Here is a 15,512-nt window from a genome sequence, read left to right on the forward strand (position 1 = left end):
CTCAATGGCCTCCCATTTCCTTGTTCGCCTGGCGGATGTTCCAGATCATGATCGGGGTGACGGCAGCCATGATGATCAGCGCGATGACTGCGCTTCGGCCGCTGTCGCCCCCGCCACGGAACATCCAGTCGAACATCAGGTTCGCGAGAACCATGGTGTTCCACTGGCCGTTGGTCATGGTCAGCACGATATCGAAGACCTTCAGCACAAGAATGGTGATCGTCGTCCAGACGACGGCTATCGTTCCCCAGATCTGCGGCACCATGATCTTCCAGAAGATCTGCCAGCCGCTGGCGCCGTCGATCACCGCCGCCTCGATCGTCTCCTCGGGGATGCCGCGGAGTGCGGCCGACAGGATGACCATTGCAAAGCCCGTCTGGATCCAGATCAAGATCGCCATCAGGAAGAAGTTGTTCCAGAACGGAAGCGAAATCCATACCTGCGGCGAGCCGCCAATGGCCTGTACGATGGCATTGAGGAGGCCGATCTGCGTTTCACTGCCGCCGCGATATTCGTAGATGAACTTCCAGATGACCGAAGCACCGACGAAAGAAATCGCCATCGGCATGAAGATCAGGCTTTTGGCGATATTGCCCCACCAGATGCGGTCGGTCAGCACCGCGATGACGAGGCCAAAGAAGGTGCAGGCTGCAGGCACCACGGCGAGCCAGAGGATGTTGTTGAAGATGGACTGGCGGAACTGCGCGTCCTGGAGTGCCCAGCGATAATTCGCGAGGCCGACGAAGTTGCCGCCCGACCGGTCGTAAAAGGAAAGTATGAAGGTCGCGACGACCGGGTAAACCAGATAGACGACCAGCAGGATCAGCGCCGGGCCGAGAAACAACCAGGGACGCACCATGGCGCGGCGGTTGAGATTGACGGAGGCGGCGCGGACATTGTCCACCGGCACGGGAAAGACGATCTGCAGGATCCTGTCGGAGAGCCAGTAATATAAGGCACAGACGAAAACGCCGGCGATCACGACGCCGACGGCTGAAACGATCTGCGATATCATGGCTCTCCCCTTTTCACGGTTTTATGCGTAGCTTTTTATTGGACCGCGCCGGCATCCGGCGCGGTCATAAGGCGGCCGCCTGAGGGGAGGCTTATTTCAGGCCGTCCCACGCCTTCTGGATATCGGTCGCCACGGTCTTGGCGTCCTTGCCGCCGACATAGTCGACCATGCCGGTCCAGAACGCCCCGGCGCCGATCTTGCCAGGCATCAGGTCCGAGGCGTCGAAGCGGAATGTCGTGGCGGTGGTCAGAAGTTCGCCCTGCTTCTTCAGCACCTCGTTGGCATAGGCATTCGAATTTGCACCCTTAAAGGGGGTCAGGAACGACGACTGCGCCATCCACACCTCGTGGGCGATCGGCGTCTTCAGGAAATCGACGAACGCCTTGGCGGCGGGCGAATCCTTTGTGATGGCAAACATCGTGCCGGCGCCGAGGACCGGCTTTCCGAGCTCCGGCTTCGAAGCATAGGTGGGCAGGTAGAAGAAGTCGGCATCGGTGCCGAGCTTGGTCTCAGGCGGGAAGAAGGACGGGACGAAGGATGCCTGGTGATGCAGGTAGCATTTCGGCGGAATGCCGAAGAGGCCCTTCGGGCTGTCCCGGAAGTCGGTGGAGGAAACGGCCGCAACGCCGCCGCTCACATATTTCGGATTTTTGGCGAACTTGCCGAATTCATCGATCGCGCCGACAACGGCCGGATCGTTGAACTTGACTTCGTTGCTCACCCACTTGTCGTAGACTTCCGGTTTCTGGGTGCGCAGCATCATGTCCTCGACCCAGTCGGTCGCCGGCCAGCCCGTCGCGCCGCCGGAGCCGAGACCGATGCACCACGGAACACCGCCATCCGCGACGATCTGGTCGCTGAGCTTGATCAGGTCCTCCATGGTCTTCGGAACCTCGTAACCCGCTTCTTCGAAGTTTTCGGGCACATACCAGACCATGGATTTGAAATCGGCCTTGAACGGGAAGCCGAAATACGCCTCCTTGCCGTCCTTGCCCTTGTAGGTGCCGTAACGGATCCAGTCCCCGCCCGAGCCATAGTTGGTCTTGACCCAGTCGGAGTTCTCCTGGCCGAGCGAGGTCAGGAACCCCTTGGCGGCAAGATCGGCCAGGAGGCCGGGTTGCGGAATGATGGCGATATTCGGCGGAGAACCGGCCTGCGTGTCGATGACGATCTGCTGTTCGTAATTTTCCGAGGAGGAATAGCGGCCGTTGATGCCGGTCGCGGCATTGAAATACGCGAGAACGCTGTTGAACAGCACTTCGTCCTCGCCGCGCCAGGGGCCGAAGAGCGTCAGGTTCTGCCCTTTGAGATTGGCGTGGGCAGCCTTGAAATCCTCATAGCTCTTCCAGTTAAATTTCGAATCCTGGCCGGGCGCGAACTTCAGCTCCTGGGCGACCGCGCCACCGGCAAGAAGCGCTGCGAGCGCCGTACCGATCCAAAATGATGCCTTCATTGAAATATCCTCCCACTGTCCCGGCTTTTTCTACCTTGCCGGGAGTTCCAAAACATGGGGAGAGATTTAACGCTCTCGCGGAGGAGTCAACCCCCGCGCAGCCGACGTGGAACAAATGAAAAAATCTGTCCCCGCAGAATCAGAATCTGGGTGCGGTTTTGCCGGCCGTGCGATAGGCCGCGATGACGGTGTTGGCCATCAGCATTGCGATCGTCATCGGGCCGACGCCACCCGGAACCGGGGTGATGGCGCCAGCAACTTCAGCGGCTTCCGCATAGGCCACGTCGCCGACCAGCCGGGTCTTGCCCTCGCCCTTGTCGGGCGCCGCTACGCGGTTGATGCCGACGTCTATCACGGTGGCACCCGGCTTCACCCAGTCGGCCTTGACCATCTGCGGCCGGCCGACGGCGGCAACCAGGATATCGGCGTCGCGGCATACGGACCCGAGGTCCTTCGTCTTGGAATGCGCCATGGTGACCGTCGCATTGGCGGCCAAGAGCAGCAGGCCCATCGGCTTGCCGAACAGGTTGGAGCGGCCGATGACGACAGCGTTGAGACCCGAAAGGTCACGGCCATGTATACGGTTGACCAGCAGCATGGCCCCAGCGGGGGTGCAGGAAATCAAGCCGGTCTCAAGGTCGCCGGTCGCGATCTTGCCGGCATTGACGACGTGCAGACCGTCCACGTCCTTATTCGGTGAGATCGACAGGATGACAGGCTCGGCGTTCAGGTGCTTCGGCAGCGGGAGCTGGACGAGAATACCGTGGATGGACGGATCGGCATTGAGCTCGGCCACCAGCTTCTCAAGCGTTTCCTGAGTGGTGTCCTCGGGAAGACTATGCTGGACCGATTTGAACCCGCACTGCTTGGCCATCTTGCTCTTGGAATTGACATAGGCGTGGCTGGCCGGATCGTCGCCGACGATGACGACTGCCAGGCCAGGCTTCACGCCGGCCTCCCTTTCGAGGGAACCCGAAGCCTCGGTCACCGCGGTGATTACCGATGCTGCCGCCTCCTTACCATCGATCACCACAGCCATGCGCACCTCCCGCTTGAAACCGCCGCCAATGTATACATTGAGCATGTTCTGAATTTGCCCACCAACGCCCTATGCTGGTCGCAGACAGCAAATGCAAGCGGATTCGATGTCGCAGGCCCCTTATCCTCGGGAGGCGTTCCGGCGGTCGGAATAGACCTGAACCCGTTCGCGCAACTCCGCCATGTTGCGGCGAAGCTCGCGAAGTTCCTCCGCCTTTCGGAGCTCTTCCGGAGACGGAGCCGGACGGCGAGGTGCACCGTAGGACGGCCCATCGGCAAGGCGGCCCGCCATGACGGCCGCGACCAAGGACGGGAGCTCCGCCTCCGGGGCCGGACGGCGATTGATCGTCAGCATTTCGCGGATGTGATCGGCAAGCGGACTGTCATTGGCGGGCGCCGGATGGCGCGGGCGCCAGGACGGCTGCGGCTCATAGGCCGGGCGATCGTAAGCCGGATCATACTCCTCGGGGAGGAAATCCTGCTCGTCCAGATGCTCCGCCAGCAGGTCCCGGTCGACAATCAGCGCGGGCTCGTCGGCCTGATCCATTTCGTCGGCGCAGCTCGCGGGCCGCGGCGTGCGGCGCTTCAGAAAGACCAGGGCGATGCCGAGGGAGAACCCGATCAGGCCACCGATGCCCGAGAGCTCAGCGGATGAAGGACCCAGCACCGCCGCCGATGCCGCCACGGCCGGAACGACGACCGAGACTTTGCCCGTGGATGCCTTGGCTTCGGTTCCCTGCAGCGCTTCGAGGTAATTTCGCCGTGCCTCGTCCACGGCAGCTTCGAGAGCCGCAAGCCTTGCTCCGGAATCGGCTATTTCCTTGTCGTCGGGTTTCTTCGCCTGCCTCGCCTTCAGCTCTGCCAGATGTTTGGCGGCGGCGGCCTCCTGTTGGCGAAGCGAGGTCACGAGCTGTCTCAGCGCGTCCTGGATGTCGTCCTTCACATCCGCCAGCGCTGCCTGAGCCGCGGCAAGCCGTGGGTGACGCGGGCCGAGATCGCTCGAAAGCTGGTCGACGGCAAGCTTTGCCTCGACATGCCTCTGCCGCTGATAGTCGAGGCCGGTATATTCGAGACTGTCCGGCAGGGGCTTGTTCAGCACGTCCGAGAGCTTCATGCCGGACGCCTGTGCCGCCTTCTGCTTCAGGTCGCCAAGCTGCGCCGTGGCCTCGTTTATTTCTGCAGCGAGCTGCTGCCCGTCGCCCTCGGTCCGGCGCAGTTCGGCAAGCTTCTGCGCGTCGGTCTCGGCGACGAAGCCGGAAAGAGCGGCTTGCGCATGTTCGAGTGTCTGGCGCAGCTTCTCCACGACCGGTGCGGAAGATTTCGTACCGGAGAAGGCAATTTCATCGTGAAAAGTGTCGCCGAGCATGTTGGCGATGCGGGCCGCCTCTTCCGGCTCTCCCGCCGTGACGGAGATGGTCACCTCGCCAGCGCGGCGGTCGTAGCTCGTTACGATCGCCTGGGAAAGTCGCTCGCGCAGCCGGCTCTCGGCCTCGGACACGGTCATCGCCTCACCGGAAACGATATCGGAAACGATCCTGACGACGCTCTGGCGGTCGACCGAAAACTCGCTGTCACGGCCAAGGTTCAGCGCGCGTATGACGTTGTCGAGGCTGGCCCTGGAGCGGAGCGCGGCAGCAGCCGTATTGATCGAGCCTTCGCTCGCCGCTTCGACCTTCAGCCGGGTCTCTGCGCCGAACTGATGCGGAACCGTGTCGACGAACAGCAACGGCAAAAGCGCACCGATCAGCGTGAGCGCACCAACCTTGAGGGCGGCGGATCGCAGACCGGCGAGCATTGCTGCCGGGTCAGGATTTCGGTCGTCTTCGATTTTCACCGACTGATACATGGGATGACCGCGCTAATCTGAGGCCGCCGGCATCCCGCGGGCAGCCCTCTGATTAACGCAGTCTAAAATTTCATGGCAAAGAAAGGGTTAACTTGTCAGGCGAAAGACGGTTGCCGGGACGGGACTGTCGCCTGAGGCGCCGCGGGCGCCGGTTTGCCCTCGATGAAGGTGGACAACCCCGCCCCGGTCATGACCACCAATCCGGTGCGGACAGAAGCGAGCCGGCGCTCGATCCGCCGTTCCTGCCCAAGGCCGGCGGCATCGACGAGGACAAGGTCGAAACGCTGCGGCATATCCTGGTCGAGCGCGACAACCACTACATCATGCCAGGGCGCATGGCGGGCGAAATGCTCACGGAGGGCTTCGACCCGCGCGGCATCCTCGCCGGCTATGCCGATGCGATGACCCTTTTCCAGGAAGCTCAACAGGGCCGGGACGAACATCGCTGCCGAAAACCGCACCGGTGTCGGTTTTCCATGCCGCGCTTTTGCGAGGATGCTGAAGGCGCGGCCGCCGCCCGGCAGAAGCATCCTGCGGCCCAACTGACTGCGGTAGGCGGGATCGATCATCTGACGGAAAGCCGTGCGCGCGTCCAGAAAGCCGAGTGTCGTACGGTTGCCGCGGAGCGTGATCAGGCTTTCCACGAGGCCGAGCGTTGCGCTCCATCCGAGATCGCAGACGCGCAGGCCGAACAGGGTCCGCTGTGATGCGGCTGCCAGGAAGTCTCCGGATGCGTTCATCGATGCGCTCCCCATGGGGCAAGACCAATTCGTCCCCAAGCTCTAGCAGCGCGCTCTGAAATCGCCTTTAAATCGATCGGTAAAATGCGAACAATGCCCGCATTTCCGAGGCCCTCGCAACAAAAAGGCCGACCATCAAGGCCGGCCTACATTCGTTGTGTTATCGCTGTAGCGGTCGTCAGTGGCCGGCCGTGGGCGAGGCTTTCGGATCCTCGATCTTCACGCCCTCGACAATCTTCTTGCCCGGGTTCGGGTTCTTGTTGCCGCGCGAGGCGTTGTTTCGAATGTCTTCCTTGGAGAGGTAGTCGAGCTGTTCGACAAGCACCTCCGCCACCAGTCCATCGCCGAGCTTCTTGTTGAAGTTGTCCTTGATGCTGGTGCGGAATTTTTCGAGGTTGAACGCGCCGGGCTTGCTGAGATCGACCATCTGGTTGCCGATCAGCAGCGTGAAAAGCTGGTCCGTCGTCAGTTCGGTGATCGGCAGCTTGGTATTCTTGATCTTTTCCTTGTCCATCATGAAGGAGACACGGCTCAAGAAATAACCGGTGATGGCACCGTCCGCTATCATCGGAATGGTGATCGATTCCCCGCGCACCAATTCGAGAAGCTCCTTCCGCCTGGCCTCTTCGTCGACCGGCGCAGGTGCCGCGGACATCTGCACGGAGAAATACACCGCCCCAAGCGTGACGATGCAGACCCATAGACCAGTGAGAAGGAGCTTGACCATCAGGCCTCGCCGTAGGTGAACTGTTCTTGGGTGTAGGTGCCGTCGTCGTCCGCATCGCGGGCAGCGTTCTTCAAGAGATCGGCGACGGCGCGCACAGCGTGAAGATGCGCCTCAACCCGGCGGGCATTGAGCGCCAGCTTGCTCTTCAGCCCGTGCATCTGATCGATATGGCCGGTGGCGAGCTGCTTCGGATCGGTGCCACGGAACAGCATGGTCAATTCGTAGAGGCAGCGGCTCTTGTGCGCGTTCGACACTTTCAGGTCGAACTCCGGATCGCGGCCGATCCGTTGATTTTCGTTGTCGATTATCATCTCCAACCGGCCAAGCACGGTCTTGATGCGATAATCATTCGAAACAACTTCCATGTTCTCTGCCCCAGTCTGATGCATGTCAGGCCTCACTCTTCTTTCCGACGCCGAGAACCTGTCGCTCGAAATCGGTGATCATGCTGATTGCGCGGCTGCGATCAGTCTCGTCGGTGGTCGGATTGACCGAGGCCTGACGCTCCGCACGGGCGAGCGCCTGCGAATACATCTGCTCGGCGATGCCGACACCGCCCTTTTGCGACATTTCGTCGGCGATCTTCTCGGCCATCATGCCCTTCCAGAACTCACCGGCGGAGCCCTTGCCGTAAACTTCCTCTGTCTCCTTCGGGAGCATGGAATTCACGAATGTCGAAAGAACCGACGCTTCGAACTTGCGGTATTCCTCCGGCATTTCGGCGACCTTCTTCGGTGCCTCCGGATTGCCGAGACCCGACGCCGTGCCGGGCGCGTCGATGAATTTCATCGCCGCACCAAAACCCTTGCCGACTTCGGCAAGGCTGGTCGCGGCAAAGGCCGCCTTGTTCGCCTTCAGCTTGGCCTGCGCTTCCTGAACGGCTGTCGGGTCCGCAGCGCGGACGACGTCCATGACCAGATCGCTCGGAGGTGAAATCGCCACGTCAGCTCCCTTCATGACTGCCGCGAGCCGCATCCCTGAGGGTGCAAAAGCGCAGCAACGATTTGAAATGGCACATGATCCCGCCCGACCTCGATCGAACCGGCAATCAGTGCAATGACGAGACTATGAAGGTCGAAGCTTGCTGGAGGCTGGCCAGTCTATTTGACTTGCTCGAGGGCGAGCGTGATATCGATCAGCTCGTAGATCGCATCGTCGGCCACTTCGCGGTCTTCGTGATCACGGGCGTCCTTCATGTTCTCTTCCAGGCGGTCGGCCTTGGTCCGCTCCTTGAGCACCTTCATTTCCTGGATCTGCTGAACGCCGGCAAGCTGGCGCTCCTTGGTGGTGAGGCGGCCGAAGCGCTCCGAATAATGCTGAGAGAACTGCCGGTGTACCGGGTTCATCGAGCCGATCGCATCGATGACGTCTTCCATCGACTGATTGACCTCGGCACGGTACCGGGTCGTCGCAGCAAGCTCGTGTTCGGCCATCGTCTCGAGATGCCGCTGGACCGCCACGAGGCGCTTGAGCTTGTCCGACCGCTTGACTGGGCCTGCCATGGCGATCTCCTAGAAGGACCTGAAGATCGGCGCGAAACCATCCGCGTACTGGCGGATAAAGGCGGCGATCGACAGATAGAGAAGGAAAAGCCCTCCCATCAGCAGGAAAGGCGTCGAGATGAAGAAGATCGGGATCTGCGGCGCCATCTTGTTGATGAGGCCGATCGCCACGTTGAACATCAGGCCGAAGATCAGGAACGGACTTGCCAGCCGCAACATGATGATGGTCGACGCGCGCAGCGTATCCGTCAGCGTGATCAGTATCTTCTGCGAATCGATCAGCGCGCCGACCGGGGTCGCCGCGTAGGAATCGACCAGCGCGCGGAACACGATGTGGTGGAAATCCATCATGAACAGGAGCAGCAGGCCGCTCAGCGTCAGCAGAATGGTCAGCTGGTTTTCCTGCGAGTCTTCGAAAATGTCATGGCCGCCCGGCGCCGTGAAACCGATCGACATGGTCAGGATCGTGCCGGCAAATTGCATCCCGAGCGTATAGAGCCGGGCTATCAGTCCATAAACCGCGCCGATCAGGGCCTCGGTGAAGATCAGGCCAAGATAGGTGGCAGTCGGGTCGGAGGCTCTTGGATAGATCTGGTCCCAGAGAACCGGCAGTATGGCCATGGACAGGGCGACCGCCACGAACAATCGCACCTGAACCGGCACGCGGCCGCTTCCCAACCCCGGGAGAACCATCACGCACGTACCCATGCGGCAGAACGCAAGGAAAAGAGCGAGAATGGTCCCCTGCGGGTCTGTAATCATGCGAGAATCGTCCTTTGCGGACAGTCTATCACGAAATGGCGCCCAGTATCTTGATTTCGAGGCCCTTGGCGAGTTCCACATGGGAAAGAACGGGGAGGGTCGCGAACAGCCGCTCGATGATCATGCGGACGTAGGAACGCGTTTCCGGCGAGGTGACGAGCACGAAGGGCAGGCCGCGATCCATGAATTCGCGGATGACCTTCGTCGCCTGCTCGCTGAATTCTTCAAGCGTGCGAGGGTCGATGTCGAATTCGACCACTTCGCCCTTGCCGTCGCGCTTGAGCGCTTGGTGGAACAGCATGTCCCATTTGTTGCCGAGACGGAGGACGCGCAGCACGCCGTTGTCGGCGAGGTCGCCGCAGAGCTGCTGCGACATGCGAACACGCACGTGCTCGACGATCTGCTCCGTCTTGCGCACATGCGGAGCAAGCTCGGCGACCGCTTCCAGGATGAGATGCAGGTTGCGGATCGAAACGCGCTCGGCGAGCAGAAGCTTCAGCACCGCCTGCAGGCCGGAATAGGACATGTGCGACGAGCAGATCTCGTCTGCGAGCTTCTTGTATTCGGGATCGAGACGCTCGATCAGGATCTTCACGTCCTTGTAGGAGAGAAGCTGCGGCAGGTTGTTGCGGATGACTTCCGACAAGTGGGTCAGCACGACCGAGACGTTGTCGATCGGGTGGAAGCCTTCACGCTTCAAGTCTTCGGCGAAGGTTTCGAGGATCGACACCGCCGGCATGCCGAAAGCGGGTTCGCGGATCTCGTCGCCCGGGATGCTCGGCTTGCGGCCGGATCCGGTGACCACGAGGACGTCGCCAACCCGCAGGGCGTTCGATGCGATCGTCGTGCCATGGATACGGATCTGATAGGATTTCTCCTGGATCGAGATATCGTCGGTAACCTTGATTTCCGGCACCACGAAGCCGTATTGCGTCGCGAACTTCTTGCGCATCTTGCCGACGCGGAAAGCCAGTTCCTGGTGGGCGCCAAGCAGACGGGTGGAGACCTGCTTGCCGAGAGCGAGTTCGATTTCGGACGTCTTGAGAACCGACTTGACGGAGTCCTTCTCCATCTCCTTGGTCTGGACGACCTTCTGTTCCTCGTCTTCGCGACGAGCCTTGTTCTCAGCCTCGATACGGCGCGGAACAAGCCAGGCGCCGAAGCCCATCAGGCCGCCGAGTGCCATGAAGGGCAGGAAAGGCAGTCCGGGGATGATCGCCAGCAGCGCCATCAGGCCGGCCGACATCGAAAGGGCGCGCGGATAGCCGCTCAGCTGATCGACGACGGCCTTGTCGGTGGAGCCGGCCGTGCCGCCGCGGGTGACCAGAAGGCCGGCGGCGAGCGAAACGATGAGGGCCGGGATCTGCGTGACGATACCGTCACCGACCGACAGCTTGACGAACACGTCGGCGGCTTCGCCGATCTGCATGTCATGGCGGAAATAGCCGATGATGATGCCGCCGAAGATGTTGATGGCGGTGATGATGAGGCCGGCGATCGCATCGCCGCGAACGAATTTCGACGCACCGTCCATGGCCCCGAAGAAAGAGCTTTCCTCTTCCAGCTCGGAGCGGCGGCGCTGCGCTTCCTTCTCGTCGATGATGCCGGCCGAGAGGTCCGCGTCGATCGACATCTGCTTGCCGGGGATGGCGTCGAGAGTGAAGCGGGCGCCGACTTCCGCGATACGGGTGGCACCCTTGGTGATGACGATGAAGTTCACGGTCACGAGGATCATGAAGACGATCACGCCGATCACGAAGTCGCCAGACATGACGAGGCCCGAGAAGCCCTGGATCACGTTACCGGCCGCGCCATGGCCCTCGTGGCCATGCGACAGGATCACGCGCGTCGTCGCGATGTTGAGCGACAATCGCACCATGGTGGCGATGAGCAGGATGGTCGGGAAGGACGAGAAGTCCAGCGGCCGCTGGATCCACAGCGCCACCATCAGGATCAGCACCGAGAACGCGATCGAGAAGGCAAGGCCAAGGTCGATCAGGAACGGCGGGATCGGCAGGAAGAGGATGCAGAGAATGGCGACGATGCCGCCCGCAAATCCGAGATCGCGACCGTTCGGGGCTACTTTCGGAATGGATAGTGAAGGTGGTTGCGCCATGACTTTCCCGTCTCTTCATGAGATGGCGGCAGGAAGTACTCCTGCCAGTTCATGTCCTGCCTAAAGGGCGAAGCTTGCGCGAAGGTGGGTAGATGAAAAAGATCGGCGGGCAGCAACCGGGTCAGAACCCCGATTGCACCCGCGAAAATACCAGATTGGCAAAAAGATTGATCTGGCCGCCGATAAACGGCGCGGTAATGCCAATCGTGATCATGATGGCGACGATTTTCGGCACGAAAGTCAGCGTCATCTCCTGGATCTGCGTCAGAGCCTGGAGAAAAGCGATCAGGACGCCCACGACCATCGCCACAAGGACCGCGGGACCGGAGGCGATCAGGATCGTCCAGATCGCCGCCTGCATGATATCAAGGGCATCGGCTTCATTCATTGCGCCGGCTCCGTCTGCTTCAATGTTTCGGCATCATGCCGCGTCGTCTGATCTCAAGTCGCCGCAGGGGGTTTCGTTGGCGCCTGATCCGAAAGAACGATTCCCGGCTGGATGAGAACCTTATCACCCTTATCGGTGATCGCCACCAGACCGTCGGAATAGATTTCCACCTGTTTGATGATGCCGGTGGTCTTGTCGTCGGCGCTGGTGATATACTTGCCGATCATATCGGCTGCCTGCGAGAACGAGTTCGCCTGGATGAGCGACTGCAGGTTCGAGTTCATCTTCACGGACTGCTCGACCTGCGAGAAGGTGGCGAGCTGGGCAATCTGCTCGCTCGCATCCATCGGATCGGTCGGATCCTGATACTTCATCTGGGCGATGAGGAGCTGCAGGAAATTGTCGTAGTTCAAGCCCGCGGCAGACGCGTCGGACGACGCTGCCTTACCATTGCCGGAGGCATAAGGGTTGTTGGTGTTGATCGGGTCTACCGCCATGGTGCGATCTCCTTGCGAATCCGCTCGACAGTTGCCGGCGCGAGTTCCCGATTGTTGAGGATACGGTCTTCGATGGGGTAGAGCGCACGGATTGCCTTCAGAGCGTCGAAGGCCCGGCCGGATGCAACCATGCCGTCGATGCGCTTGAGTTCAGCCAGCATCTCATCGTCGGTAAAGCAGGTCAGCAGCATTGCCACCGACTTGCGGAACAATGTCGTCGACTGTTCCTTGCCTTCCGGGTTGATGAGCATCATCTGGGCGATAAAGTAGAGCTGCCGAAGCGGCGTCGTCGCATCTTCCGGCTGAAGAACATGGTTCTCCAGAAGGAACGTGACGTCATTGAGAAATTCCAGCGCGACCTTGCGATCAACGCGCAGAACCGCGCCGTTGATAAATATCCGCTCGCCGGATTTCAAAGAGATGCGAAGCGTACTTTTCATTTAAGTCCATCCCTGATGATGGTGGTCACATCGATAATGCCCTGGAAATTGGTCGATTCGCGGTTTCTGATCTTTTCGCATTCCTTCAGTATCCAGATTGCGATCGAGATCAGATCCGCACGAAGTTCATTGGCCAATTCGTTGTCCGGATGCTTCAGATCCTCGACAAAGCGGATCCAGACACGCCGGGTGTAGAACAAAGCCTCAACCGTGGTGCGCGTATAGTTCTTCTCGTCGCGAGCCGCGATCAGAAGATCGATAGAACGATCCAGGGCCTGCCGTTCGCGATCCTTGGCGTTGGCAACGCCGTCCTCCATGATCTCGGCATATGAAAATTGGTACATTCATGTATCCTTCGTCACGAGCCTTCCTTTATTCATCAAAGGAAGTTGGCCAGGCTCAGCTGCTGTATCTTTGCCGTTACTGTATATGCAGTTTCGAGAAGCGTCTTCATGGTGTTGAGACGGGTTGCCGCCTCCGCCGGATCGACGTTTTCCATGCTTCCGAGGCTGGTCGTCAGAATGTCTTTCTGCGCCCGCAACCTTTCCTCAGCCTTGGAGACGCGTTCGGTATAGATACCGACCGACGTCCGCTGCTGGTTGATGCTGCCCTCGCTGTTCATCGCCTTGTTGATGACGCTGGTGGTACGCGTGGCCACGGCTGCACGGGCATCCTTGTCCATCCCGGTCTGCAGGTATTCCATCGAGATGATCGACGCGAAAGCGAAGTTCCGCATGCCCTGGCTATTGGCATTGGTCGAGCTTTCGACCACTTCCGTCGGGCTGATGCGGCTCTTCATGTTCTCGTCGCTGGCATCCGAGAAAAAGGTCTTCCAGAAGTCCTGGCCTACGACCCCCACGGGATGCGGCGGGTTCGTCAGCGGCGAGGAACCGTTGAACTTGCTTTCCAGTTTATCCAGGAAGCCGTTCATCTGGGCCTGCGTCATCTGCTCCTTGCTCGGAATGGCATTGTCCGAAAGGTATTGAGTCAGTTCGGCGGCGACCGCGGCCTTGGCCGGCGATCCCGGCGCGAAATAATCATCGAGCGGCTTCACGTCGGAATTGATGCCGGAGAAGATATATTCGCCCTGAACGGCAGTGTTGGCGAAGTTGGTGAACGCGTCCAGCGCGTCGGACATGGCCATGCGCGCCGTCGCCAGGCTCGTCTCGTCGGCCGAGCTTCCAAGCGTCAGGATCGCGCTCTGAATCTTCAGACCCTGCTCGTTCATGCTCTTGAGCGCGAGCTCGGCTGTTTCGAGACGCTGCGTCGCGAGCGCGGCCGTGGTCAGCAGCGAGTCGGTGCGGGTGATGTCGCGGGAAAGATCGATAGCGCGGGAGGTATTCGCGCCAAGCGTGACGCCGAGATCGGCGTGCTTCTGGCTCACCGCCTCCTGGTTCGCCTTCACCATCTCGCGTTGAACGTTCGAGATGGAATTTCGCATCGTGGTCTGGATCGATAATGTCGAAATGAAAGAGGTCTTCATGATCAGCTCGCAATATCCAAAAGGGCTTTCATCATATCGTCGACCGTCGACATGAGCTTGGCGCCGGCCTTGTAGGACTGCTCGATGTCGAGAAGCAGCGACAGTTCTTCGTCGAGGCTGACACCGGTGTTGCTGGAAAACGCTTCAAGACTGCGCGACAGCATGGCCGTCTTCGTCTCGTCTGCGGCAGTCGCCGTGCTACGGAGCTGCTCGAGCCAGCCCATGGAGTCCGCGGCAAAAGAGAGGACGTCCGGCGCATCGGCGATTTCCGTGTCCGTATCGAAAGCCATCGGGCCGGTCAGGTTTTGGTTGTACTTGTCGAGGAGGTCCCCGTAGCTGCTACCGCCCGTGTTGACGACGTAGGCAATGCCGTTGATGCCACCGTCGCGCACCTTGTCGGGCGTGCCTGCCGGAGGGACCACCACCGGATTGACGAAGATCTTGGAGGCGAGGCCCGGAACGATCGTGCCGGCGGCCGGAATGGCCGTCTGCTGCACGCCGGCGGCGTCCTTGTATGTAAAGAGGCCGGTCATCGGAGCCAGTGCGCCGGTCGGTCCGGTTTCCGCAAACGAGGTGATCAGGCCTCGGGCGATTTCGTCGAGCTGGCTCTGGAAGGTCGGCGCGATCTTGTCGCGGATCTGCATATGCGCCTGGAGCGAGCCCTTGGCGGTCGTGTTGCCCGAATCCCCGGCCTTGAGCGCCACGCCGTCGATATAGACGCCGTTGCCGGTCGTCGATGCGTCGAAGGCTGCGGTATGCTGGAAGGTCACCTTGCGCGGTACCGCCTCGAACAGCGTCGTGCCGTCCGTGGTGTAGAGCACCATGTCGTTGCCGCCGCGGGTATAGGACGTGACCCCGACGATTTCGGAGATCTTCTTGACGAGGCCGTCGCGCTCATCAAGAGCGTCGTTCGGATCCGCGCCAGTGGAGACCGCGTTCTTGACCTGGTTGTTGACCGTCTCGAACTTTGCAAGCAGCGCATTCAGATCGGTGACGTTCTGCTTGATCTGATCGTCCGCATCCTTGCGGATCTGCTGAAGCTTGTCGGATGCGATGTTCAGGCCGGCCGCAACGTCCCGGGCGCTTGAGATGAAGGCGATGCCGATGCCGGTATCGTTTGCCTTTCCGGCGAAAGCATCGAGATTGTTGCGGAAGGCGGCAATCAGCTTGGCGGGGGAGAGCTCGTTGTCGTTCCCCCCCATCAGGTTCTTGATCTCGGTGAGGCCGTCCAGCACCGTCCGCTGGCCGCTGGCGATCGACGAGCTTGCGATCGTCTGGCGCAGCAGCGGCTCGCTGAAGGATCGTGTAATGTCGCCGATAATGGCCCCGTTGCCGCCGGTCACGACCATTGCGGATCGGCGGGTGTAATCGGGGTTCTGTGCATTAGCGATGTTCTTCGCCGATACAGCCGACTGCGTACCGGAGTTGGTGAAGATCGACTGTGCCGTAGACAATGCTGATGCGAGCGACATTTTTTACTAACCTCTTGAGACTTATTCTCTCGA

The 15,512-nt window shown here is 60.4% G+C and carries 17 protein-coding genes; all 17 read right to left on the reverse strand.

Annotation, left to right across the window (positions count from 1 at the left end; all coding sequences use genetic code 11):
- Position 1: 1 nt before the first annotated feature.
- Positions 2-1,015 carry a carbohydrate ABC transporter permease gene (locus ACZ9EJ_RS15440; RefSeq protein ID WP_046640922.1) on the reverse strand — a complete coding sequence of 338 codons (1,014 nt, stop codon included), beginning with the start codon at positions 1,013-1,015 and terminating at the stop codon, positions 2-4.
- Positions 1,016-1,106: 91 nt separating this feature from the next.
- On the reverse strand, positions 1,107-2,468 hold the full coding sequence (locus ACZ9EJ_RS15445) for an ABC transporter substrate-binding protein (protein ID WP_046640921.1): 1,362 nt from the start codon (positions 2,466-2,468) through the stop codon (positions 1,107-1,109).
- Positions 2,469-2,607: 139 nt separating this feature from the next.
- Positions 2,608-3,507 (reverse strand): bifunctional methylenetetrahydrofolate dehydrogenase/methenyltetrahydrofolate cyclohydrolase FolD, encoded by a 900-nt coding sequence (gene folD / locus ACZ9EJ_RS15450; RefSeq protein WP_046640990.1) that lies wholly within the window; start codon positions 3,505-3,507, stop codon positions 2,608-2,610.
- A gap of 120 nt (positions 3,508-3,627) precedes the next feature.
- Positions 3,628-5,340 carry a GumC domain-containing protein gene (locus ACZ9EJ_RS15455; protein WP_255742857.1) on the reverse strand — a complete coding sequence of 571 codons (1,713 nt, stop codon included), beginning with the start codon at positions 5,338-5,340 and terminating at the stop codon, positions 3,628-3,630.
- Between the two features lie 107 nt (positions 5,341-5,447).
- Positions 5,448-6,092 (reverse strand): hypothetical protein, encoded by a 645-nt coding sequence (locus tag ACZ9EJ_RS15460; protein ID WP_052764625.1) that lies wholly within the window; start codon positions 6,090-6,092, stop codon positions 5,448-5,450.
- A 178-nt stretch (positions 6,093-6,270) separates the two neighbouring features.
- The gene (locus ACZ9EJ_RS15465) at positions 6,271-6,819 is read right to left on the reverse strand and encodes a hypothetical protein (protein WP_046640919.1); all 549 of its coding nucleotides are present in this window, start codon (positions 6,817-6,819) and stop codon (positions 6,271-6,273) included.
- The gene (locus ACZ9EJ_RS15470) at positions 6,819-7,184 is read right to left on the reverse strand and encodes a hypothetical protein (protein WP_037085524.1); all 366 of its coding nucleotides are present in this window, start codon (positions 7,182-7,184) and stop codon (positions 6,819-6,821) included. Before ACZ9EJ_RS15470 ends, ACZ9EJ_RS15465 begins: the two co-directional genes overlap by 1 nt.
- 25 nt (positions 7,185-7,209) lie before the next feature.
- The gene (locus ACZ9EJ_RS15475) at positions 7,210-7,761 is read right to left on the reverse strand and encodes a rod-binding protein (protein ID WP_046628566.1); all 552 of its coding nucleotides are present in this window, start codon (positions 7,759-7,761) and stop codon (positions 7,210-7,212) included.
- A 158-nt stretch (positions 7,762-7,919) separates the two neighbouring features.
- The gene (locus ACZ9EJ_RS15480; RefSeq protein ID WP_046628243.1) at positions 7,920-8,321 is read right to left on the reverse strand and encodes a hypothetical protein; all 402 of its coding nucleotides are present in this window, start codon (positions 8,319-8,321) and stop codon (positions 7,920-7,922) included.
- A 9-nt stretch (positions 8,322-8,330) separates the two neighbouring features.
- The gene (fliR, locus tag ACZ9EJ_RS15485) at positions 8,331-9,083 is read right to left on the reverse strand and encodes a flagellar biosynthetic protein FliR (protein WP_046628241.1); all 753 of its coding nucleotides are present in this window, start codon (positions 9,081-9,083) and stop codon (positions 8,331-8,333) included.
- A 28-nt stretch (positions 9,084-9,111) separates the two neighbouring features.
- Positions 9,112-11,199, reverse strand: coding sequence for a flagellar biosynthesis protein FlhA (flhA, locus tag ACZ9EJ_RS15490; protein ID WP_037085218.1), 2,088 nt, complete (start codon positions 11,197-11,199; stop codon positions 9,112-9,114).
- Positions 11,200-11,320: 121 nt separating this feature from the next.
- The gene (gene fliQ, locus ACZ9EJ_RS15495) at positions 11,321-11,587 is read right to left on the reverse strand and encodes a flagellar biosynthesis protein FliQ (protein WP_037085216.1); all 267 of its coding nucleotides are present in this window, start codon (positions 11,585-11,587) and stop codon (positions 11,321-11,323) included.
- Positions 11,588-11,640: 53 nt separating this feature from the next.
- A complete protein-coding gene (flgD, locus tag ACZ9EJ_RS15500; RefSeq protein ID WP_046603259.1) occupies positions 11,641-12,084 on the reverse strand; it encodes a flagellar hook assembly protein FlgD in 444 nt (147 codons plus the stop codon).
- On the reverse strand, positions 12,075-12,524 hold the full coding sequence (gene flbT / locus ACZ9EJ_RS15505; RefSeq protein WP_046628237.1) for a flagellar biosynthesis repressor FlbT: 450 nt from the start codon (positions 12,522-12,524) through the stop codon (positions 12,075-12,077). Before flbT ends, flgD begins: the two co-directional genes overlap by 10 nt.
- Positions 12,521-12,868: a flagellar biosynthesis regulator FlaF gene (gene flaF / locus ACZ9EJ_RS15510; RefSeq protein WP_037085209.1), complete on the reverse strand. Its 348-nt coding sequence runs from the start codon at positions 12,866-12,868 to the stop codon at positions 12,521-12,523. Before flaF ends, flbT begins: the two co-directional genes overlap by 4 nt.
- 35 nt (positions 12,869-12,903) lie before the next feature.
- Positions 12,904-14,007, reverse strand: coding sequence for a flagellar hook-associated family protein (locus ACZ9EJ_RS15515; protein ID WP_037085207.1), 1,104 nt, complete (start codon positions 14,005-14,007; stop codon positions 12,904-12,906).
- Between the two features lie 2 nt (positions 14,008-14,009).
- Entirely contained in the window at positions 14,010-15,479 is a 1,470-nt protein-coding gene (gene flgK / locus ACZ9EJ_RS15520) for a flagellar hook-associated protein FlgK (RefSeq protein WP_046628234.1), read from the reverse strand.
- Positions 15,480-15,512: the final 33 nt, after the last annotated feature.

Source organism: Neorhizobium sp. USDA 3394, assembly GCF_056280385.1.